At 36.1% G+C, this 22,107-nt stretch carries 21 protein-coding genes and 3 pseudogenes; 19 read left to right on the top strand and 5 right to left on the bottom strand.

The features are described 5' to 3' along the window. Positions 1-159: 159 nt before the first annotated feature. Complete coding sequence (locus V7122_RS08345; RefSeq protein ID WP_335526339.1) at positions 160-354, top strand: hypothetical protein; 195 nt, start codon at positions 160-162, stop codon at positions 352-354. A 127-nt stretch (positions 355-481) separates the two neighbouring features. After that, the gene (locus V7122_RS08340) at positions 482-1,915 is read left to right on the top strand and encodes a PLP-dependent aminotransferase family protein (RefSeq protein ID WP_335526337.1); all 1,434 of its coding nucleotides are present in this window, start codon (positions 482-484) and stop codon (positions 1,913-1,915) included. Between the two features lie 177 nt (positions 1,916-2,092). Here the strand turns inward: V7122_RS08340 and V7122_RS08335 are convergent, their stop codons facing one another. After that, positions 2,093-2,542 (bottom strand): YfmQ family protein, encoded by a 450-nt coding sequence (locus tag V7122_RS08335; RefSeq protein ID WP_335526336.1) that lies wholly within the window; start codon positions 2,540-2,542, stop codon positions 2,093-2,095. A 302-nt stretch (positions 2,543-2,844) separates the two neighbouring features. On the opposite strand from V7122_RS08335, the gene deoC reads away from it, so the two are divergent. From deoC to V7122_RS08320, 3 genes and pseudogenes are all read left to right on the top strand, one after another. Continuing rightward, positions 2,845-3,537, top strand: a complete 693-nt coding sequence (gene deoC / locus V7122_RS08330; RefSeq protein WP_335346333.1) for a deoxyribose-phosphate aldolase — start codon at positions 2,845-2,847, stop codon at positions 3,535-3,537. Positions 3,538-3,937: 400 nt separating this feature from the next. Next, positions 3,938-5,412 (top strand): annotated as a pseudogene (locus V7122_RS08325) (aminotransferase class I/II-fold pyridoxal phosphate-dependent enzyme). Positions 5,413-5,882: 470 nt separating this feature from the next. After that, entirely contained in the window at positions 5,883-6,617 is a 735-nt protein-coding gene (locus V7122_RS08320; protein ID WP_335346345.1) for a YjjG family noncanonical pyrimidine nucleotidase, read from the top strand. Between the two features lie 290 nt (positions 6,618-6,907). Here V7122_RS08320 and V7122_RS08315 read toward each other — a convergent pair whose 3' ends face one another. Beyond that, the gene (locus V7122_RS08315; RefSeq protein ID WP_335526335.1) at positions 6,908-8,947 is read right to left on the bottom strand and encodes a S9 family peptidase; all 2,040 of its coding nucleotides are present in this window, start codon (positions 8,945-8,947) and stop codon (positions 6,908-6,910) included. 58 nt (positions 8,948-9,005) lie between these two features. On the opposite strand from V7122_RS08315, the pseudogene V7122_RS08310 reads away from it, so the two are divergent. From V7122_RS08310 to V7122_RS08265, 10 genes and pseudogenes are all read left to right on the top strand, one after another. Next, positions 9,006-9,281, top strand: a pseudogene (locus tag V7122_RS08310) (MFS transporter); the annotation flags it as partial. Positions 9,282-9,511: 230 nt separating this feature from the next. Further along, positions 9,512-10,021 (top strand): annotated as a pseudogene (locus V7122_RS08305) (Type 1 glutamine amidotransferase-like domain-containing protein); the annotation flags it as partial. Between the two features lie 272 nt (positions 10,022-10,293). Next, positions 10,294-10,494, top strand: a complete 201-nt coding sequence (locus V7122_RS08300; RefSeq protein WP_335348470.1) for a hypothetical protein — start codon at positions 10,294-10,296, stop codon at positions 10,492-10,494. 280 nt (positions 10,495-10,774) lie between these two features. Continuing rightward, entirely contained in the window at positions 10,775-11,056 is a 282-nt protein-coding gene (locus V7122_RS08295; RefSeq protein ID WP_335526332.1) for a hypothetical protein, read from the top strand. 280 nt (positions 11,057-11,336) lie between these two features. Next, positions 11,337-11,660, top strand: a complete 324-nt coding sequence (locus tag V7122_RS08290; RefSeq protein ID WP_335526330.1) for a PadR family transcriptional regulator — start codon at positions 11,337-11,339, stop codon at positions 11,658-11,660. Next, positions 11,657-12,526, top strand: coding sequence for a permease prefix domain 1-containing protein (locus tag V7122_RS08285; RefSeq protein ID WP_335348284.1), 870 nt, complete (start codon positions 11,657-11,659; stop codon positions 12,524-12,526). Before V7122_RS08290 ends, V7122_RS08285 begins: the two co-directional genes overlap by 4 nt. Positions 12,527-12,567: 41 nt before the next feature. Beyond that, positions 12,568-13,614 carry a TolB family protein gene (locus V7122_RS08280; protein ID WP_335348285.1) on the top strand — a complete coding sequence of 349 codons (1,047 nt, stop codon included), beginning with the start codon at positions 12,568-12,570 and terminating at the stop codon, positions 13,612-13,614. A 747-nt stretch (positions 13,615-14,361) separates the two neighbouring features. Further along, on the top strand, positions 14,362-15,084 hold the full coding sequence (locus V7122_RS08275) for a hypothetical protein (protein ID WP_335526328.1): 723 nt from the start codon (positions 14,362-14,364) through the stop codon (positions 15,082-15,084). Between the two features lie 507 nt (positions 15,085-15,591). Continuing rightward, positions 15,592-16,080 (top strand): DinB family protein, encoded by a 489-nt coding sequence (locus V7122_RS08270; RefSeq protein WP_151536189.1) that lies wholly within the window; start codon positions 15,592-15,594, stop codon positions 16,078-16,080. Between the two features lie 618 nt (positions 16,081-16,698). Further along, the gene (locus V7122_RS08265; protein ID WP_335526325.1) at positions 16,699-17,499 is read left to right on the top strand and encodes an alpha/beta fold hydrolase; all 801 of its coding nucleotides are present in this window, start codon (positions 16,699-16,701) and stop codon (positions 17,497-17,499) included. Positions 17,500-18,011: 512 nt separating this feature from the next. Here the strand turns inward: V7122_RS08265 and V7122_RS08260 are convergent. The 3 genes from V7122_RS08260 to V7122_RS08250 all read right to left on the bottom strand — a co-directional run bounded on the left by V7122_RS08260 (position 18,012) and on the right by V7122_RS08250 (position 19,886). Next, entirely contained in the window at positions 18,012-18,470 is a 459-nt protein-coding gene (locus V7122_RS08260) for a DUF2269 family protein (protein WP_335348217.1), read from the bottom strand. A 14-nt stretch (positions 18,471-18,484) separates the two neighbouring features. After that, positions 18,485-19,213: an NAD(P)-dependent oxidoreductase gene (locus V7122_RS08255; protein WP_335526324.1), complete on the bottom strand. Its 729-nt coding sequence runs from the start codon at positions 19,211-19,213 to the stop codon at positions 18,485-18,487. Positions 19,214-19,553: 340 nt separating this feature from the next. After that, complete coding sequence (locus V7122_RS08250; RefSeq protein ID WP_335348215.1) at positions 19,554-19,886, bottom strand: winged helix-turn-helix transcriptional regulator; 333 nt, start codon at positions 19,884-19,886, stop codon at positions 19,554-19,556. 395 nt (positions 19,887-20,281) lie between these two features. On the opposite strand from V7122_RS08250, the gene V7122_RS08245 reads away from it, so the two are divergent. From V7122_RS08245 to V7122_RS08230, 4 genes are all read left to right on the top strand, one after another. Beyond that, positions 20,282-20,629, top strand: coding sequence for a short-chain dehydrogenase (locus V7122_RS08245; protein WP_335526322.1), 348 nt, complete (start codon positions 20,282-20,284; stop codon positions 20,627-20,629). A gap of 107 nt (positions 20,630-20,736) precedes the next feature. Then, positions 20,737-21,213 (top strand): hypothetical protein, encoded by a 477-nt coding sequence (locus V7122_RS08240; RefSeq protein WP_335526321.1) that lies wholly within the window; start codon positions 20,737-20,739, stop codon positions 21,211-21,213. Positions 21,214-21,356: 143 nt separating this feature from the next. After that, the gene (locus tag V7122_RS08235; RefSeq protein WP_335526320.1) at positions 21,357-21,704 is read left to right on the top strand and encodes a hypothetical protein; all 348 of its coding nucleotides are present in this window, start codon (positions 21,357-21,359) and stop codon (positions 21,702-21,704) included. 99 nt (positions 21,705-21,803) lie between these two features. Continuing rightward, complete coding sequence (locus tag V7122_RS08230; protein ID WP_335345933.1) at positions 21,804-22,043, top strand: YolD-like family protein; 240 nt, start codon at positions 21,804-21,806, stop codon at positions 22,041-22,043. Positions 22,044-22,107: the final 64 nt, after the last annotated feature.

Genomic DNA, 22,107 nt, shown 5'->3' with positions numbered 1-22,107 from the left:
AGGGAAAAGGTGTCATACAATAAAGTGGATGGTGGAATTTATTCAATAATGGATGGGTACAATCATTACTATTTATTTTATAGTAATGATTTAGATGAAAAATAACTTTGGGCATTTTTGATAGACTTATTAATTTAAAAAATGAAAAAGAGGTGGCCTATGAAATTATTGATTGCTTTTGTCATAATTATTTCAATACTAGCTGGGGTTGGGACAGTACTGGTAGCGAGTAAGAGTGACAAGAATTATAGTGGCTCAACTAAAAAAAATACTACTAACTTAACATTCATTTATGCTATCGTTATATTATTGTCTGTCATTGCGCTTGGTGTGTATATTAGTAAAATTGTTTAGTGGATAGCAATGTTAAATACCCTATTGGTCGTGTGACTCAATAGGGTATTTATTTGTATTATTGAAAAAAGTAAGGAAAATTAGGTTACAATATATAAAACAAAATTTTAAAAAGGGATGCAAATAAATGGACTGGAATATTGACCGAAAAGCTAAAAAACCGATTTATAAACAAATTGCTGAGTTTATTGAAAATGGCATTGCTGATGGAACTTTTCCTCCAGATAAACCACTACCCTCTGAGAGATACTTAGCTAAAGGGCTAAATATAAATAGAAGCACTGTTGTAGCTGCATATGATGAGCTTGAATCAAATGGTCTCATTCAACGTAATCGTGGAAGTGGTACAACTATTAGTAAGGATATATGGGGGATCACTAAAAAGCGTATACCTAGTTGGAACAGATACATTGAAGCAGGGACGTTTTTACCTAATCTACCGATCGCTCAAAGAATACGTAAAGAGATGGAAGAGCAGCAATTAATTAATTTAGCCAGTGGTGAATTATCGGAGGATCTCTTTCCGGTGAACGCGTTAAGGGAGATTACTTCAACTCGGTCTTTTATCGGTAGGCTAGGTTATGATCATCCACAGGGGAGTGTAGTATTAAGGACTACCATTACAAAGCATGTGAAGGAGTTTCGAAATATCGATACAAATCCCTCATCTATTCTCATTACTTCGGGAGCTCAACAAGCTTTACACCTAGTCGTTCAATGCTTATTAAAGCCTGGTGATGCAGTAGTGATTGAAGATCCATCCTATCATTATAATCTCCCAATATTTAAATCAGCAGGTTTAAAAACTTTCTATTTACCAGTAAATGACGATGGTGTAGATCCAAATGAATTACTAGAATTACATAAAAAACATCGGATAAGAATGATATTTTTAAATCCAGCTTTTCAAAATCCAACAGGCACTTTGCTAAAAGAGAGCCAGCAGAAAACCATTTTAGAAATATCATCAGAACTTGGAATTCCTGTAGTGGAGGACGACCCGTATAGTTTAACGTCTTTTAAAGGAGAAGAAGTGTCAACATTAAAATCACTCGATAAACATGGGAATGTGTTATACATTAGCTCTTTATCAAAAGTCGTTGCTTCAGGTTTAAGGATTGGCTGGATTATCGGACCAAGATCGGTCATAGAGAGATTATCTGATGCTAAACAACAAATTGATTTTGGACATGCTAGCTTTACCCAATGGATCGCTAACGATTTTTTAGAATCAGAGCATTTCCATTTTCATATCAAGAAATTAGTGAAGGAATTAGAAAAGCGGCGCCATCAAATTGTATCAAGTTTTAATCATTATCTAAAGGATCAAGTGGAGTTTACGATTCCTCAAGGTGGAATCCATATTTGGTGCAAATTAAAAAGAGATGTAGATGAAATGAAACTATTGGAAAACTCCATAAAGCGAGGAGTTATCTATGTCCCTGGGTCCATGATGGGATCCAAAAAATGTTTTGCGCGTTTTACTTTTGCTAGAGAGAATGAAGAGACTATCAATGAAGGAATAAAAAGGTTTGCGGAAGCACTAAAATCAGCGAAATAAAGAAAGAGAATCTTGATTTCATTCATGGTTCATTTTTTATTTTAGGCTGTGATCATATACAATGTTGAATTTAGCCTTATGTGTATGACGTGAACGGGTTTTATTCGGTATGAGTAATGTAGCGAACCTATACACATAAGGCGTAGTAAGAATCAACAGTTCTCTTAAATATGTACATCAAGCCATTTTTTTTATACTATTTGAAATAGTAAACTTTTGTAGATACTCAGATCTAAGACTATAAGAAGCAACTTTCTTCTTCCACTGTTTGACTACGTCAACGTGGTCATCGTAACTATAAATATAGAAATTCATTTCTTTTTTTCTACTTTTTACGTTGATGACAAATGGAATAACATTAGTCTCTGGATGTAAAAACAATTTTTCATTACCCGGAAATATATGGTTTTTTCCTAAAAATTGAGCTTCATTAAAGTAGTCATTAAATCTAATTTTTTCTTCCTTTTTTAAGTGCGTTCCGTTAAATGTTACAGTAATATCTTTTGAATCAAGCTTTGGATGAAGTGCAAATTTACCTAAAACCCATCCCACAAGTGCACTTGGGGGACACATTGAAAATGTTAAAATTATTCCAATTACTATAACAGCAATAGTCGTCCAAATCATTTCATATCAACTCCTTAATTTAATGAACGGAAGTCAAACAAATAATAAATAGGCATCCCTTAACCACTTCCCCTTCGTACTATCATAGATTAAAATTCATTAGAAATAACCATCCAATCCTTTATTTGTTTCCTCATCCACTTCGAGGTGTGAATTGGATGGGGAAAAAGTGTAGAAGTGGATGATTAAAATACATTTAAATTCATTATGATAGAAGTGTAGGTTATCCACAACTCACATTCATCCAAAATGGTTTGGTGTGTTAATTGATTCACAATTACTCTATTAGGGAGGCGGAGTAGATGAACTTTGCGAAATTAATAGATCATACATTACTCTTACCTGTTTCGAACAAAAAAGAAATCATAAATTTGTGTCAAGAAGCAAAACAATATGGCTTTGCATCTGTATGTGTAAATCCTACATGGGTAAGCCTATCAGCAGAACTTTTGCGAGATTCAGAGGTAAACGTGTGTACGGTTATAGGGTTTCCTTTAGGTGCGAATACTCTAGAAACAAAAGTATTTGAAACGATAAATGCCATTAACAATGGAGCTAATGAAATAGATATAGTAATAAATATCGCGGCATTAAAAGATAAAAACTATGCATATGTAGAAGAAGAAATACGATCAGTTGTGGTTGCTGCCAAAGGAAAGATTCTAGTTAAAGTTATTATAGAGGCATGTCTATTAACTAATGATGAAAAAGTACAAGCATGTAAATTATCTGTCAAAGCTGGTGCAGACTATGTCAAAACTTCAACAGGCTTTTCTCTATCCGGAGCAACTGTTGAAGATGTTGCTAACATGAGAAAAGCAGTTGGACCAAATGTTGGGGTGAAAGCTTCAGGGGGAGTTCGTGACATGGATGATATAAAATCAATGGTTGATGCAGGTGCATCAAGGATAGGAACTAGTTCTGCTATGAAGATTTTGGGATTATATTTAGATACATTCATTCAAACTAACGAAAAAATTAATCAAATACAATGATTTAAGATGGGTATCTAAATGGGGGTTAGTTCCAGATGTGATGACCAAGGGTGGAAGTCCCATCGTTGGCCCACTTGGTGAATAAGTTGCTGAATCTGTTTGGGGAAAAGAATAAATGATTATTGCGGATTTAGATTATGAGACATTTTGACCAAGTCAATTTGACCTCGATTCAGTGGTGCATTATTCAGGCCAGATTTTTTAAATTATTAATTAAACAAAGAAATGCAGGAGAATATCATTTGGAAGAACTAACCTAGTTTCTATCGATTAAATATATTATGGTGTTCTCTTTTCAATTACACCCTTCGCTCTATTTTTATTTAACGGAAGAACACTTTAATCGTCTATTACATCTATGAATCTACTACTTTAATTTAGATGAAAGGGAGGGAGGCATATGGTTTCTCAATTTGAAACTCCATTATTTACTGCCTTGAAAAAACATGCTGAAAAGAGCCCTATTCAATTTCATATACCAGGTCATAAAAGAGGAAATGGTATGGATCCAGAATTCAGAGAGTTTATCGGAGAGAATGCTTTAGCAATTGATTTAATAAACATTAGTCCTTTGGACGATTTGCACCTGCCAAAAGGTATTATCAAACAGGCACAAGACCTAGCTGCCAAAGCCTTTGGGGCAGATTATACTTTCTTTTCTGTTCAGGGGACTAGTGGAGCTATTATGGCGATGATTATGTCCGTGTGCGGTCCTGGGGAAAAGATACTAGTACCGAGAAATGTTCACAAATCTATCATGAGCGCGATTGTGTTCTCCGGAGCTGTACCTATTTTTATTCATCCAGAGGTCGATCCAAACTTTGGTATTTCACATGGTATTACACCGGATTCTATTGAAAGGGCCATAGCCCAACATCCGGATACTAAAGCCGTTCTGGTTATCAATCCAACTTATTATGGAATATCTGGCGATTTGAAAAAGATCGTAGAAATTGCCCATTTGAAGAACATTCCTGTACTAGTAGATGAAGCGCATGGAGCACATATTCATTTTCATAAAGAGTTGCCGCTTTCCGCAATGGAGGCAGGGGCTGATTTGGCAGCAACAAGTGTCCATAAATTAGGCGGCTCGTTAACACAAAGCTCTATATTAAATTTACGAGGAAATCTTGTTTTACCCAAGCGTGTACAATCAGTATTAAGTATGTTGACAACTACTTCAACTTCATATTTATTATTATCTTCTCTAGATGTTGCTAGAAAATCCTTAGTTACTGAAGGACAAGCCTTACTCGAGGATACAATTCGAAAAGCAGAGGAAACACGTAGGGAAATCAACAAAATCGAACATCTCTTCTGCATGGGGTATGAAGTATTAGAGTCAAGTGCCGCAGTTGCAATGGATCCAACGAAGCTGCTCATTTTTGTAAAAGAATTAGGATTAACTGGTTATCAAGTAGAAAAATGGCTTCGAGAAAGGTTTAACATTGAAGTTGAATTATCTGATCTTTATAATATTCTTTGTATTGTAACACCAGGTGATTCTGTAGAGGAATTGTCTACACTTGTCTATGCAATGAAGGAGCTTTCAAAGGAGTTTAAAAGTCAGGCTAATCATCTGATCGATAGTTCTGTTCTGCTGCCGAAAATCCCTTCACTAGCATTCACACCACGGGATGCTTTTTATATGGATACGGAAGTCATTCCATTTGATGATTCTGAAGGCAGAATTATCGCTGAATTTATCATGGTATATCCACCGGGGATTCCTATCTTTATTCCAGGTGAAATTATCACGAAAGAAATTTGGAATATACCAGGACAAATATCGAAGCAGGACTTCCTGTTCAAGGTGCAGAAGATGTTGAACTAAAAAAAATACGCGTAATTAAAGAACATTTAGCGATTCAATAAAAAGTGATAAGTGGCAGCGAATAGCACTACAAAATAAGGAGTGGACAACATGAAGCAACAAGAATATCGTTCTCGGATCGTTACATTTATTTTCTTGCCTTTTTGTATTATCATGTAATTCAGAACAAGCAACAAGTCAAAACCCAGTGATAGAAACCGAAGACATGCAGAAAAAAGAACAGATATGTAATGAAGGAATGAGATGGACTCATGATAATCCAATGGCACCTACAGCAGGAAATTGGAGCGCGCTTGAGTTTAAAGACGGGAACACCTATAAGGTGGATGCCCCGCCTGCAGATGATTCAGATGTTACAAAAAAGGAATTAGAAGAACTGGTTAAGATAACAAATGAACGTAAAGAGGAAGATATTGAACTCGTAAAATACTGGGCTAAAACACCAAGCCCAAACACACACTGTTTTGCCATAACAGAGGATTTAATTCAAGCTAAATTAAGGGAGGCACCTATGAAATACGAAATTATATTGTTTGATGTGGATAATACATTGTTAGACTTTAGTATGGCAGAAATAAAAGCACTGCATAATGCTTTTGTAGAGTTTGGATTACCTACCGGGTTGTCGGATTATAAAGCAAGCTACGAAGAGATCAACAGGATACTATGGAGCGAGTTGGAGCAGGGGCTTATCACTATATCTGAACTAGGAGTAGAAAGATTTAGGAGATTGTTCCTTAAACATGATCTTGAAATCAATGCAGAGCTATTCAGCAGTGTTTATCTTAGATTATTGTGCGAGGAAATTCATCTTGTAAATGGAGCTGTAGAATTATGTGAAAATCTTACCGATCATCGGCTAGCTATAATAACCAACGGATTCACGGAAGTGCAGACAGCAAGAATTGGAAGTTCTCCACTTCGTAATACTTTTGAGCAGGTAATTATTTCTGAAGAGACTGGCTTCCAGAAGCCCGAAAAAGGTATTTTCGATTATGCGTTTTCGAAGCTACAGATTACAGAAAAGACTAAGGTGTTGATGGTAGGCGATTCCTTGACCTCTGATATTCAAGGGGGAATTAATTACGGGATTGACACCTGTTGGTTCAATCCGCATCTTAAGGAAAACGATATAGGTATTAAGCCAACGTATGAAATCCGAGAGTTAACAGATCTTATAAAGATTGTAAAGGAAACTAGTCAATGCTCAACGAAAGTTCAAACCAACCACATAGTAACCATATAAAAACTGTGCAATAATCTCCTCATAAGATAGAGAATAGAAGTCTGTAACATGTAGTGCAACCTCTATTCCAAGAAAAAGAGCATGAAAAAAACTGCACCTCCAATTGTTAGATGGTGTCTAACAATTGGGGGGCAGTTCAGAGTAAGGATAAGCGCCCATCTAGAATGTTTATAAAATAACTTGAATGAAGTTTCGTCATTTCACTGTACTACGATGTTGTTCTCTTCAACAAGATATTAATATTAAAAAGACGTCCGGCGCGGTCTGAACGTCTTCTTTGTTTTATTTCCTTATTCATTAATTGTTCCGGTAGTCAACTTAAGGTGTTTCTGAAACCAGCTTAGAATATGTTCCAGTCGAATCACCCGATGCCAGGGGTTTCCAGAACGTGACAGCTCATGGGTATCATTGAGAAAGCGGATCATGCGCACGTTACGTCCCTGAAACTTCAGGGCAGTATAAAATTGTTCACCTTGTTCAATAGGAACTCGAAATTCGAGGGTGCTATGAATGATCAAGAGCGGTGTTCGAACATTGGCCACATACTTGATTGGCGAGCGCTTCATGTACTTTTCCGGAAACACCCAAGGTGGCCCCCCATAATCATCGGCCTTTAAAAATCCGCCATCTGACGTACCAAAGAGACTATACAGATTGCTGATGCCTCTCATCGAAACGGCAGCTTTGAAACGGTGGGTTTGAGTGACGATCCAGTTAGTCATATAACCACCGTAGCTTCCGCCCGCAACACCAAGACGGTTCGGATCGAGCGTTCCCTTCGATAGAACGTAGTCCATTGCCGCCATCAAGTCCATATAATCATGGTTTCCCCAATCGCCTCGGATGGCTGCGACAAATTCTTGTCCGTAGCCCATGCTCCCACGAGGGTTGGTATAAATCACGGCAAAACCTTGTGAAGCTAGCAACTGGAATTCAAGGAAGAAGACATAGCCATACATAATCATCGGTCCACCGTGAATTTCCAGGATCGTAGGAATTAGACTTCGTGCGGGAATCCTCCCAGGCGGATAAAGAATCCAACCTTCGACCTCCGGACCATTCGCCGAACGCGAGGAAAAATGGATCGGCTCGGAAATGGCGAGCAGACTGAGCCAATCTCGGTTCACTCTTGTCAGCCGACGTTTGTTGGTAATCGTTTTCTTAGAGATGTCAGCAACCCAGATGTCATTTGGCAGCGTAGCTGTAGTAATGGCCATAGCCACCTGACGAGTGTCCAGAGTAAAGCTTACATTGTAGATGACTGAATTCCCAGTGGTCATTTGAATTGCTTGATTATCTGGAATGGAAAAGCGCCAAAGTTGAACGGCTCCGGCTTTACTTACACATGTAAAAATGTTTTGACCATCAGGAGCCCAAGTTAAGCTAATCGAAGGCTCTTTATGACCGCGGATGTCCCCAATGGATTTATCACCTATGGGATAGGGGAAGCCGTTAGTCAATTCCCATGGCTCTCCCCCGGATGCAGCAACCATCCAAATGCCTGGGTTCGTATAACCGCCGTATCTCCGATCATGTCCAACATAAGCAATCACTTGTCCATCAGGAGACCATGTCGGATGGTTGGCAGGCCCTTGACTTCGAGTTAACCGGTGAGGTACTCCCCCTGTAGCACCAATCACCCAAATATCATTGACCAAAGCGAGGTCCAAACGTTCTGGTGTCCTGTTACCGGCTACGGCGATGTATTGTCCATCGGGAGACCATGCTGGGGAAGAGTAGTTGTAGTCGCCAAACGTGAGTTGCTGGAATTTACCACGATCAGAACCGACGACAGGGATAGTGAAAAGGTGCCAGTGTTTCCCGACTAAATAACCAGTGGTGTCCAACTTATACTTAAGACGATCAATGACGAGTACATCTTCTGTAAACCGTTGTCTTGGTGTTTGTTTTCGACCAATATCATCTTCCGGGCCTTCCGAGCCAACATGAACTACACAAGCGATGGTTCGGCTGTCTGGAGACCATACAGGAATGCCACTGACATACCGAATACTAGTAAGAGCTTCGGCTTCGCCACCTGTACTGGACATAATCCAAAGCTGGGAATGTCCTCGCCGGGTAGATACGAAAGCAAGCCACTTGCCGTCCGGGGACCAACGGGGAGCAAAATCAAGTCCGGGACCGGAGGTGAATTGTTGTGGGGCGGTTTCTCCGGAGGTGGAAACGATCCAGATGCGGCTGCTATATTTATTGGTATCCCTGTCCATCTTTGTTTCAACATAGACAATGCTCTTACCATCAGGGGAAATTTGCGGATCACTAACGATTTTTAATTCAAACAGATCCTCAGGATTTAACGGCCTCTTCATTTCCAATCATTCCTTTATTTGTTTTGCTATATTCTATTTAATTTTGTATCCGGATAGACCGGGTGATTCTGTGTTCCTTCTGGTCGTTGCTCTTTCTTTACTTGGAATAGGATGGAATTTTGGTCTGATAAGTGGTACAGCTCTAATTGTTGATTCAATAGAACCTTCAACACGTGCCAAAACCCAAGGTATTGCGATAGCAGGAGCTTCTGGTGGTGCCTTGTCGGGAATGGTTGTTGCTGGTCCAAGATACGAAACGTTATCAATTACTGGCGGGATTATGTCCTTAGTAATCATTCCAATCGTGATCTGGTCTCGTGGAAATAAAAAATAAAACCCCCATATGTTTTACGAAATTAACATTTTCATGTTGAACTAATGGGGGCGTTGGTACAAGAACAATTAAGTTATTTTTGTACAACGGCCATATTTTAGTTATTCCATTACAGGGCGCTTTCCTGTAACAAGGGTCAGCACTTATTTTCATTTTAGGGCAATTATTCAGACAACACCTTTAAAGAAAATTGGGTATCTATATTAAAGTTTTGAAAATTATCTTTATTTGAACCAGAATTTAAAGACTTAGAAAAATATGTTCTTGAGCAAGATGTTATATATGTCGGTGGAGGTAACACCAGAAATATGCTTCTTTTGTGGAAGGAATGGGGATTAGATAACGCTTTGAAAAAAGCATATGAAAAAGGAGTTATACTTACTGGACTAAGTGCTGGTTCAATTTGTTGGTTCGAAGAAGGATTAACTGATCCATTAAATGCACCTTTATATAAGATAGATTGTTTAGGCTACTTGAAGGGCAGTAATTGTCCTCATTATGATGGAGAGAATAAAAGGAAGCCCTCATATCACCAACTAATATTAGAAGGAAAAATAAAAGAAGGTTATGCAGTTGATGACGGTGTGGCTCTTCACTTTATTAATGAAACACTAAACATTTCTGTTAGTTCAAGACCAAAAGCAAAGGCATACTCTGTTAAATATGTAGATAGTAAAATTATTGAAACCGAGATTAATACTATTTTTTTAGATGATTTATTAGGGTCCAAATTAAACTAAAAAGAGCGTTTTAATGTAGCTAGTTTGAATTCTACACTATTCAACAATCGGGCCAGATTGTTGAATATGAGTATTGCGAAATTATCATTATTTGAGATGATTGTTATTGAGCTTATGAAGGGGGGATTATTATATTAATTTTATTAGGTCTCTTAATTTCTTTCATTACGGTTATATTATTTTTGATTTTATGTGCTAACATAATAATTTCTTTCATCAAAAAGAAAGCCTTCCCTAAACAATTGCTGATTGCAACGTTGTCAGGGGTTGTTATGGCATCTTCAATCTACATATATAAAGTTTACTTTTTTACATTTAGTGATATTGATAGAGAATTCACCCAAAAAGGACCTGGTCCTATAACATCACCCACTGGGGAATATACGGCCAATGCTTATTATGAACTATATGGTGGTGCAGCAGGCGGTGTTAATGTATGGGTTGAAATTACAAACAATTATGAGAAGAATTAAGTCCAAACTGTTTATTATAGTGATGCAAAAAGTAATTTTTCTATAGAGTGGCTGGATGATGATACCCTATACATTCTAAATGACCAACCTGATTATCCAAATTCGAATAGAAGTATCAAATTAGAAATTGGTAAAGAGATTTATCACGAAAATGGTTTGGCTTGTAAAAGTTTGTTAATGAAAGACGAATATGAGACTTGCTACCAAAACTAATACTCTTACTCCACTAAAGGGGTAGGTTAGTGGAAGAAGAATTGAAAGTTGATAGGAGGTGATACAGTTGAGTAAGAAAGCATTTCATATATATAACCTAATTTTTTTGTTTTTGTTATTTTCATTTAATGTATTAGCCTTATTTGGGGCTGGAATGAGTGGAGGAGGAGTAGATTCCTCTACGTGGTTTGCAACTGGGCTTTCGTATGTCATCTGGGGTATCTTTTATTTCCTTCAATTTGTACGCCCTAACAAAGCATGGCGAATTTCTTGGTTTCTCATTATGGTAATATTTTTATTTTTTTGGGAAACAGGTCTTGGTGTAAAAGTTGGTCTGATGATTGCATAATAATCAGGCGAGTTTGTTGAATAAATTTTTTAATGAAAAAAACTTCAACTAAAGGGTGCTATAGTTTAACAAACAAAGAGTAATAACCATTATCTTGATCTTCCACAATCTGGCGCGATTCTTCAAGAGCGAAGGTTCGCTCATTTTTCGGGAGAAATAATTGAAAAATAAATTTAGTAGATTTAAGCAATTAACTTCAGGGAAAATATACAATTTTACCTTGTAATACGATGTACATCGTATTACAATATCAATATAAAATTTGAGATCAGGTGATGAAATGGACAGGGAAATGTTAAAAGGAAGTATTGATCTTCTTCTGTTATCGCTTATTAACCAGAGGGATCTTTATGGGTATGAAATTACTAAATTACTGAAGCAGCTAAGTGACGATCAATATGAAATGAGTGAAGGGACGCTCTATCCAGCATTAAAACGTCTAGAGAAAAAACAGTTGATTGAGTCCTATTGGTCAGAAACTCCTTCAGGGAGGAGGAAGTATTATAAAATTTCTAATTCAGGAACGAAGGAATTAGAGAAGAAACAAAAGGATTGGAGACTCATTGAGAATTTAGTACATAGAAGCTCGGAGGGTCTTATATGAAATCGAAATTAGAACAATATGTGGAAAACATTGTTCGTCATACAGAGAGTTCTAAGAAAGAAAAAGAGGACCTTTATGACGAACTACTTATCCACCTTCAGATTTCTCGTGATTACTTGATGGAGGAAGAGGGTTTAACACCAGAAAAGGCAGAGGAAAAGGCCATGCAGCTATTTGGACTAGAAGGAGAAATTGGCAGTCAAATTCAACAAGCACTATTTCCTTATCGAAAGGAATTAATGCTTACATTAGCTATTTCTTCCATCCTTTTCACAATTGGAGTTTATCTATCGAGTCTTTTTTTTGAAGGGGATGCTTATATCGGCTGGCTTTGTATTTCTATGAGTTTAAGTACAATGTTGTTACTTCTTCCACTAAATCAACATTTTCATATTAATAGAAAGCTATGGTTAAATGGCTTATTGGTACTCCACACACTTGGACAACTATACGGATGGTTAATCACTAGTCAGTTAGATCAATCAATGACCGTTGTGGGTCTAACTATTTGGGTATGGTTAAACATTGCTCTAAGCATTAGTCTTGTTTATCGAACAACAATCTATGATTATAGTTCGGATGAAAAGTATATCAAGATTTTGCATGGAATGAATATTACTAGTGGAATTATCATTTCAGGGATGTCACTATTTCTAATCGTTGGCGGTCTTATTATGATTGGACAATTTCATTTTATGATGGTCATATTTGCTAGTCCAATTGCTATTTGGGTAGGTATGTATGCGGCACAATTGAAGTTGGTAAAGAAAAATAAACGGATTGCATTTGTAATTGGAATGATACCCATTGCAGCCTGTATCCTCATTTTTTTATGGCTTTATGCCCCAGTACTCTTTTTTAGATAATGCTCTTGATAGTGCTAACAAAGAAAAGAAAGGATTACATAATGCAGAAAAAGAATCTCATTTTTTTATTACTATTTTTGTTTATTTTAACAATAGCTCTTGTGGTTACGGGTGTTTTTTTAAACAAAACAGAAAACGAAAAACAGAATGGGCTTTCCAATCATTATGATGTTTCATCTCAAAATGCAATTGCCTATGTAACCTACAAAGAGGGGAAACCTCAGTTGTTTTTGCATAATGAAGGGGAGTCGATGGATACAGTCGTAGCTGAGTATGATGAGGAAACGATGATTCTAGATCCAACCTTTTCACATGATGGCTCGATATTGGCTTATATAACTACAAATAAAGATAAGGACACAGAACTGATAAGTACGGTCCATTTTTATAATATGGAAAATAGGGCAATAACAGACCTATTCACGGATCCTTCGACTATTACAGAGATTGAATTTAAGCCGGACCATCCGTCTCTTTTATACCTACGAGCTGGAACATTTGAAAATTATTCACCAATTACAGGGAAAAGACCACATAATTTTGATGTATACGAATTTAATCTAAATCAGAAATCACATGAACAAAAGACAAATCTACAACAGTATTCTATTTATTCATTGAACGTTTCATCTAGTGGGGATAGTGTTTACATAGGTAGAGATGATGATTCAGATGTAAAAACAGCAGAAGATTCCTTCCAAGTAAAACAAAGGGTTTTTGAAATTCCTGTAGATCCTCCGGAAGAGATGTCTATTATTTCTGATTCTAAACGTGAAGTTTCTATTTTTAGTTTTACAATCACTCCTGATGGAAAGAAACTAATTTTTCAATCCATTAGTAATCCTCATGATGGAGGCACCTTTGAATACGAATTATATAAATATAATTTAGATACAAAAGAAGAAAAACAGTTAACTTATTTTGGGGAGCATGTGAGTGATCCTGTTGTAAGTTCAGATGGAAGGATTATTTATTTTATGTTAGATAGAAATTTCGCCAAAGGTGATTCTGATTACCATCTATATAAAATGAATATCGATGGAGAACAGGTAGAGGAAATAGAACTTACATTCTCAAATGTTGAATAGAAATATAAAAACTGGTTTGGTACAACTTTAGGTAGGTTGTTTAATGCTTATAGAATTTTTTGGTATCAAGGTTTCTTAAAGTAAGGAGGGCATTTGATTTTCTTAATGAATGGGGCATTTAACTGAATAAGAATCGTAAATTGTATTGGATATTTATGTAATAATTAAATAGGAGATTATTTACTTTTGGGAAGTCTCAATAAATGAAAAATAAAACTCGGATAATTATTACACTTGTATGTAGTTTACTAATTTTTGCTGTTGGTATGTTCAGAATATTTACAGAATCAATTTCTTCAACACCTTTATTTGTAGCATATATTTTCGTAATTGTGGGGTTAATTGGAGTTGTTGCAAACAGTGTAATGCTAAAAAAGTTACAAACCAATTAAACAAACGAGTACTGCGATTCATTTTATGGATCGCTTTTTTCATATTCGACTAACGCACCTTAGAAAAAAGAATTAATTGATTTTAAGATTTGGTTCATATTTTAGTTATTCCAGAATCGGGCGCTTTTCTGAAATAGAAAGCGCCTTTCTTCATGAAAAGGGCCAGATTGTTGAGGAATGTAAATACATATTTATATAGAATGAAATTGAGATTGTGAAGGATTACACCTAAACTAAAGGGCAGTTTCCTTCAATAAGCTAAAAAGATTTAACTAAAAAGTACTGTTATTCTTTCCTCTATTTGGCATAAAATGTGGAAAAAGAACTTGGTGGAAAAATTAGGAGGGGTATTTACATGGAGTGGTGGTTTCTAATCATTATAGGAATTGCTTGGGGATTGTATTACTCAGAAAAGTATAAAAAAAAGAATAAAGATATAAATGAAATTAAAGGCCAAGATTCTCAAGAAAACAATTCAACAATAAACTTGGGTAATTATAATCATTATTTAGAACTTGATGAAATATGTTTGTTTCAGCAAGAAGATGTAGCTTGGTATGGATATACTCCTAATTACAGAGACCAAATGTATTTAAAAACATCTATGGATATGGGCAATGTTAGGTTAAGTCCAATTAGTGAAATATCAGATGGTGAGCCAGATGATATATGGAATGTTAGAGCAGCAGGAACTCTTTATTTAACTAATAAAAAAGTTATTGTTTATGATAAAGGTTTTAGTAATGTATGGACTAAGTTAAGCATTGAAGGGGATTACCCAGAACAGGCTTATGGGTTTCTATTAGAAGATATTACAGATGTTAAACAAATGGAGTTAACGAATGTTGGTTTAAAAGGAATTCTTGTTTCAACGACTCGTGGACCATGTATTTTAGCACCTTCCCATAGAAAATACAATGGAAGAAGGACGCCTATAATGAATGAATATACTTCACTTATAGAATTTGGGGAAAGGCTGATTACTATAAAAGAAACTCCTGAAATTGATAGACTGCAAAAAAAAATTGATGATATAAAGAAGGAAAGGCTTGAAGTGGAAAAAAAGCATAATTTTTAAAACTTAAAATTTGGGGAAACCCATTCTTACGGCAGGAACTTAGAATGGGTTTTTACATTAAAAAGGAATCAATGCTTTTTTCTATTAAGGGTTCGCTGACAAAACGCAGATATTATACATAAAGACAACTATTGTAAAAAGTAGTAACTAATACGGTATTAAGACTATATTTTGGTTATTTGTTATCGGTTTAACTTTTGGATATGAAAAATTTAACTGAAGAACAGCAGATAAGATAGTATTGAGGGTCATCAATAAAGTTTGATCATTTGTAAAAAAGATTGATAATTTAAAACAAAGTTTGATAAAACCCTGTATTAATAGGATTTTTCTTTTGACCCTTAAACTTCAGTTATATTATTCAATTAAAGGGCCAGATTGTGGAGTAAGGGAGGTAATCAGATGGTTCATCTCGAAATTGTAAGTTATGCCAAAACAACACGCCGCAAATGAATATTGACCAAAGGGATTATCTATTAAAAGGGATAAGATTGGAGGGAATAGAAAATGGATGTAAGGACACTTTTGTTACAACAATGGGCAAGCTGCTTAGATAAAGAAGACTGGTTTCCACCACTTGAAAAAGTACTAGAGAATATTACTTTGGAACAGGCAATTTGGAAACCAGTTGAGGGGGCACATTCCATTTGGGAATTAGTTTGTCATTTACTTTTCTTTGAAAAGAGAATTCTGTTACGCTTTCTTGGTGAAACAGCAAATGAACCAAAGGCAGAAAATAATGACGCTACATATCGATTACCAACTGAGACCTTTCAAAATTGGAAGGAAACAAAACAAGAATACTTTTCTGTTCATCGTGAACTTGAAAAAATACTAGCAAAATCAGATCTAGAAGATTTGTATAGACCGATTCCTGATGACAATCCATTAGTGCTTGAACTGAAGAGTTTAGCAATGCACGACGCATATCATATTGGGCAAATTGTATTCCTAAGTAAAATGCAAGGAGCTTGGCCAGGGAAACGCAGCTTCTAAAAAAGCCTTTTTAGCTTTACAGTTATTCCTTTATAGGGCGCTTTTCTGAAATAAGGAAGGCGTCTTTCTTCATGAAAACGGCCATTTAATGGAGGAAGAATATCAAGAAAAATTGAATACTTATGGTAATGCTAGTGTGATGTTTGTGAAAGATTGTACTTAAACTATAGGGGCAGGATAGTTGAATAAGGAAAAACTTTCCTTTTGTCGAAGTAGAATCAAATAGCGACACAAAGGAAGGAAAATAAAATAAGCATGATGAAGAATATTGAACCAGTTATTTCTTTTTCCTAAAAAAGAGAACATAAACAACTATAACCATTGCTAGAAGTGAAATCCACATTGAATCCATACTATCAACTCCAAAATATATTTACACATTAATTACGTTTTATATCAGTGAAAAGTTTCATTATTTTAACAATTGGTAAAGTGGATTTTGTTGCGTAATACGATTTAAATTATGAAGTAGAAACACTTTCATTGTTGAACTAACGCAAAAGGTTAGATGTTCTTCACTATAAGTAGCAGTGGTTACAAGATACTGACATACCATTGATTGAATATAAGAAATCCATTAGAAAATATAAAATACAAATATTATGGGGAGGGTTGCAAATGATTGAGAGAAAGATACATTCATCAAAACGAACGATCTATTACTGGACGAATGAAATAGTTCCTCCACAAGAATTTGCTATTGTTTTTTGTCATGGATTAACAGCAGACCACACCCTTTTCGATAAACAAGTTGAACATCTATCTGCTGAATATAAGTTGATAACTTGGGATGTTCCTTTGCATGGAAAATCAAGACCGTATGAAGATTTCTCTTTCGCAAATGTAAACGAAGAGATGTTAACTATACTCGAACAGGAGAATATAGAAAGAATAGTTTTAGTTGGGCAGTCAGCAGGAGGATATATTGCTCAGTCCTTTATTCATGAATATGGGGACAAGGTAATAGGGTTTATAGGAATAGGCACAACACCTTATGGTAAAAGTTATTATAAAAAATCAGAACTGTTTTGGATAAAACATTATTCTACAATTGCCAGACTGTACCCATTTGGTTATTACTGTAAAGCAGTTGCAAAAGCTATTACAGTAACTGATGAAGCAAGGACAAGTATGTACAAATCATTAGTTAGTTTGGGTAAAAAGGACATGTTGAAGGCGGCTAGTGTAGTTTATGGTGAGTTTTTGAAGATAGATAATGAAGTTCAATTTAATTGCCCAGTTTTGATTACTTATGGAGAATATGACAATACAGGTTATGTTAAAAAATACTGTAATAGCTGGGCTGAAAAGACGGGGTATCCATTGAAAATTATTTCAAGTGCCTCTCATAACGCAAACTATGATAACTCTGAGGAGTTTAATGGACTACTTGTTTCTTTTATTCAATCAATTATATAAATGATCATATGTTTCATATTATATGGCACTTCATAAACAGAAAACAAGAAATTGTGAAGGAATGTACTTAAAGTAACGGGGGCTTTAGTTCAATAACGATATTCAACAATCGGGCGCGATTGTTGTAGATCATCGGTAGAAAATGATCAAACTTTTTTATAAAAATTGTATAGTGCTTCATAAAGAATGAACCCGTTTTGAACAATCCTTTTCAAAACAGGTTCATTTAATTTAACGAAAAATGTGGATTTGCGGGGTGTTATTAATCAATTTTTATTTTAAAGCAACATTGATAATAACTCGCCTAAAACAGATTTTATTGGGAAACTGCGAATTTCTATGATTCTCCCTTCAAGGTTGGCCCCCATAATATCACCTCTTTACCATGGGGATTGTTTGTGATCAGTCGAGAAGGGATAAATTTGAAAAAATGGCTCCCTTCATTATTATAGATCCCCGGATTCTGATGCGTTAGTGGTTAAAATGTGGTCAAGTCGCTCCCGTCGGCTTCTTTAAAATGACTTAACGACCATAAGCACAAATATGGAAATCATCAGCAGTTGTGCCGCTGTCTCTATTGGTACGATCTTTTTCATCAACAGTCCGAACTCTGCGGGCATTTCATTACCCTGGTCTTGACTTTCAGATACGATCTTTATGATCTTTTTCATACGCGGCTCAATCAATCCGTCGATCATGACGACCATGAGCAGCGATAAAAGGAAGGATACATTCAGCCACATTTGAGATAACCCTATCTTAGTTATGGTCATAAGCCAAACCCCGGTTATAATAAGTACGGCTCCGCCAATTTTAGGTATTATGGCAAGCTTGGTCGTTATACCAAAAGCAAAGCGCAGCTGACCGATGGTTCTAGCGGATCTTCGAATGATGGGCATCACGAAAGCTGGACCAATTATGGCAATCGAAGCCAATAGATGTAAAACGAGCAGTAATCCAAACAAACCGATTACCTCCCTTCTCCTCAGTGCACCAGAGTATCGCTTTGATAGGCAAGACCAACCCTTTTTCTTTTAAACGATCCTCCGAGCTCTATATGGTCCAGCATACATTTCGCGACATCGTCATAAGCAACATCCAGCTCTTGAAGTCGGCTGAACAAGTGACGGGCTATATCTGCCTCGGAATATTCCTTGATCATCTCCGGAATCGGAACGGGCAAGGTTTCCGTTGTTAAATGCAGATGAACCGGATCTGGATGCTCTATCGAATCTATCATTGTTCCCGGACACATAATGGACCAATCGAGTTGAGTCTGCTGTAGCCGTTCGAAATTCCGGTTGTGATTTTTATACTCAGGCGGGAAGCCGGGTAAATTGTTGCCGATAAGATCGGTATATGGAATACCCAGCAGTCCGGCTCCTCCCATTATCCATACCCGCCCAGAGAAACTAGGTTGGAATTCACATTGGGTTATAATGTTATCGACGATACGAACAAACTCTTCTCCCTGGCCCGCATGGCCGGCTGCAATAATAGCGGCGTCTTGATGCGCGAGAGCCTCACCGACGCTGACCGGGTCCATAATATCGTCCACTATCACCTTCACATGCTGTGCAGAATGCTCACCTAGTTGATCATAAAGCTTCTCAGAACTTCGCACAAATGCGGTAATTTCATGCCCCATTTTTATCCCTTGCGCCAACACTCTTTTTCCTGTATTCCCAGTCGCTCCAAAAACAATAATTTTCATTGTTCTTTCCTCCTCTTAAATGGCTCCTAATATTTGGTTAACTCAAGCTTAGCATCGTGTTAATATTATGTTAAGAACCCACTTAAAAGTAAGGTACTTACTTAAAAGTAAGCATGACAGAATGGGATGACTTAATTGTTCACGCGGAGTTCGGGAGGACAGGAAATTTCTAAAGACAGATTGGCGACAATCTTACACTATCAGGAGTTTTATTAACTCAAACCCGAAAATTAATTCATAACAGGAGTGCCGACTGTAGGTAAACAAAAGCTGCCCGGTATCCCGTGGCAGCTTTTGTTTTGAGTTGATTGAATTAGTGTACAAGTTCATTGAAACAGCTTTAAGACGCTGATTCTTTATATTTTCGCTTATTATGATTTTCTCCCCAAGCACACATGACTTCTGCTACAGGGATCAATGTTTTGCCGTATTCACTAAGGGAATATTCTACTTTTGGAGGGATGGTAGGGTAGATTGTTCTATCGACTATGCCTTCTCGTTCCAAATCTCGGAGATGTTGTGAAAGCATTTTTTGTGAAACATCAGGTATAAGCTTTTCTAGATCGTTGAATCGCTTATTGGATTCAATCAAATGCCATAAAATCATTGGCTTCCATTTGCCACCTAAAACATGAATGAGTGTCTCAACTGGACATTCACGCTGATGAATCATTGATAAATCATCCCCTTACTTTTAAGTAAGTGCATTATCTAAAGTAAACACTTAACAAAATTTTACAAGAGATATACAAACAAATCAATCAAATGAAACTATAAAGGATAAAAAAGGATTGTAGAAGTGGCTTTCAGGAACAAATATAGATCTGTGCTTTTACGATTACCGAAATTAGTTACATGGTAGAAAATAGTTGGATGTCCATCTTTTTTTGTAACCTTAGCCTGAAGCAGACGTGTTATAGGCTACTCGTGTTGTATCGTATAAGTTTGTGAAAAAATGCACTTAAACTAACGGGTAGCTTGAGTTCAAGAAGGGTGCTGCGGTAATCCTTATTCGGCTAACTGGGCAGTATAGTTGAAGTAGAGGATTTATTTTTAGAGGGTGATGACATGCCTTGTGTACATGAATTTGGGATACTTTATGATTTCGATAAACAAAAAAATTATATTGAGTATGAACCACACAAATATAACTCTATTTCCGTTGATGATGATATTATCAATAGTCTAAATGAAAATTTATCTATAATGAAAACATACTTTCATTCATTTAATCGACAAGAATTGGGGTTAGCCTATTTCGGAATTACAATTATTCCCCCTGAGTCATTATCATTATTTTATGATGTTGTTATATCTTCAGAGTATTATAAGAAGTCTTTTGAACTTAATGAATTGGCTTTGAAAATTTTACAAGCACAGGAGGAAATGAAACACATTATACATTTTGGAATTTGACTTATGCTTCATTCACTAAAGGCAAGAACGGATTGCTGCGGAGATCCTTTTTTCTAATTCGACTAATGGTGCAGTTCAAGGTAGAGAAATATTATGGTGGTGATAAAGTGGAAACAAATATTTTATTTTATAAAATTCAAAAGGGAACAGCTTCAACTGAGGATTATGTAAATTGGTCTTACAGTCTATTAGAAAAAGATATAACTTCACCATCCGTAAATATCCTCTCTTCATTTTCCTTCGATGAGAATATATTTGAAGTCGAAATGTATTTTAAAAGAGCATTAGATGAATTGGCAATAAAGAAGCCAAGCTTTGAAATATGTGCATGTGCCTATATAGGTCTTTTAGCGAATAAAATAATAAAAGCTAATGACCATAAGGAAATTTTCAATTTAGCTTATATGATTTTTCAAGTGGTTGCTATTGAGATAGATTATTCAGATGACCTGTATGGTTGGTTTGAAATTAGTGAATTAATTGATAGGCTTGATTATGACGATAAATCTTTTGTGTTAAATGAAGAGGACGTAATACTAATGATAAAGAATGAGGCTGAAAACTTACTAAGATTAAATCATTAACATTCCTTATGGTGCTAAAGGATGCAAGAGTTCAAGAAGGATTGCTGCGGTAATCTTTTTTTTCTTATTTTACTAACGAAGCAGTATAGTTTAATAAGGATTGGGTATTATTAGGTAACTATTTTCTTGGGTGGTGATTTACAATGAAAAGTTCTCAGGAATTATATGCTTATGAAATAAGTGAAGACTTTAAATTTAGAATTACTCAAGTCGTAATAACACATAGTAAAGATTTGGCTAAGTATTGGACAAGAGATAATGTAGGTTATTCCAATGAGGAAATAGAAAAATTAAAAATACGGGAATTTCCGTTAGATGAAAGAGTTTTTGTTAGAGATTTTGGAGAAACATCTGCTAGAGAAATGATTGAAGAAGCAGTTCAAGATGACAATTTTAGTGGTTTTCCAATCGTTGTTTTTTGGAAAAAAGCTGAAAATGATTATTACGAAAATTGGCATTCACATTTCGAGATTGACGAACCGACCGATTAGTGTGATTTTAAATTACCATGTAAGAATGATATTTTCTTACATTTTCTGTGGTGAAACATGGCTTCATGGGTGGCTAAAGGGTGCATTTCTTAAATAGAGGTGGCTAAGCCAATCATTGACGAACATGAGGCGGAAGAATTCGACTTGCGGATTATTTACGCAATGGAATACGACCATTCGGTAAAGTTAACTGTTTGGGAAGACGGCTTTACTTTTGATATTACTGGCCGTGTTCATTATGTTGAACCTATTACGCATGAGCTGCGGATTGAGGTAAAGCTAGGAGAGTTTGAGCGAGTGACGTTCGATAGTATTATTGGGGTGAAGGTCGTGAATTAGGGGTCATAGCGTCAGACTTACGTTGGTTGGCGTTTTTTCTTATTAAACTACCATGAAAATTAAC

Source organism: Bacillus sp. JJ1532 (assembly GCF_036965085.1).
Classification (GTDB): Bacteria; Bacillota; Bacilli; order Bacillales; family Cytobacillaceae; genus Cytobacillus.
The sequence above is the reverse complement of the archived record's forward strand: the minus strand, read 5'-3'. Positions and strand labels throughout refer to the sequence as shown.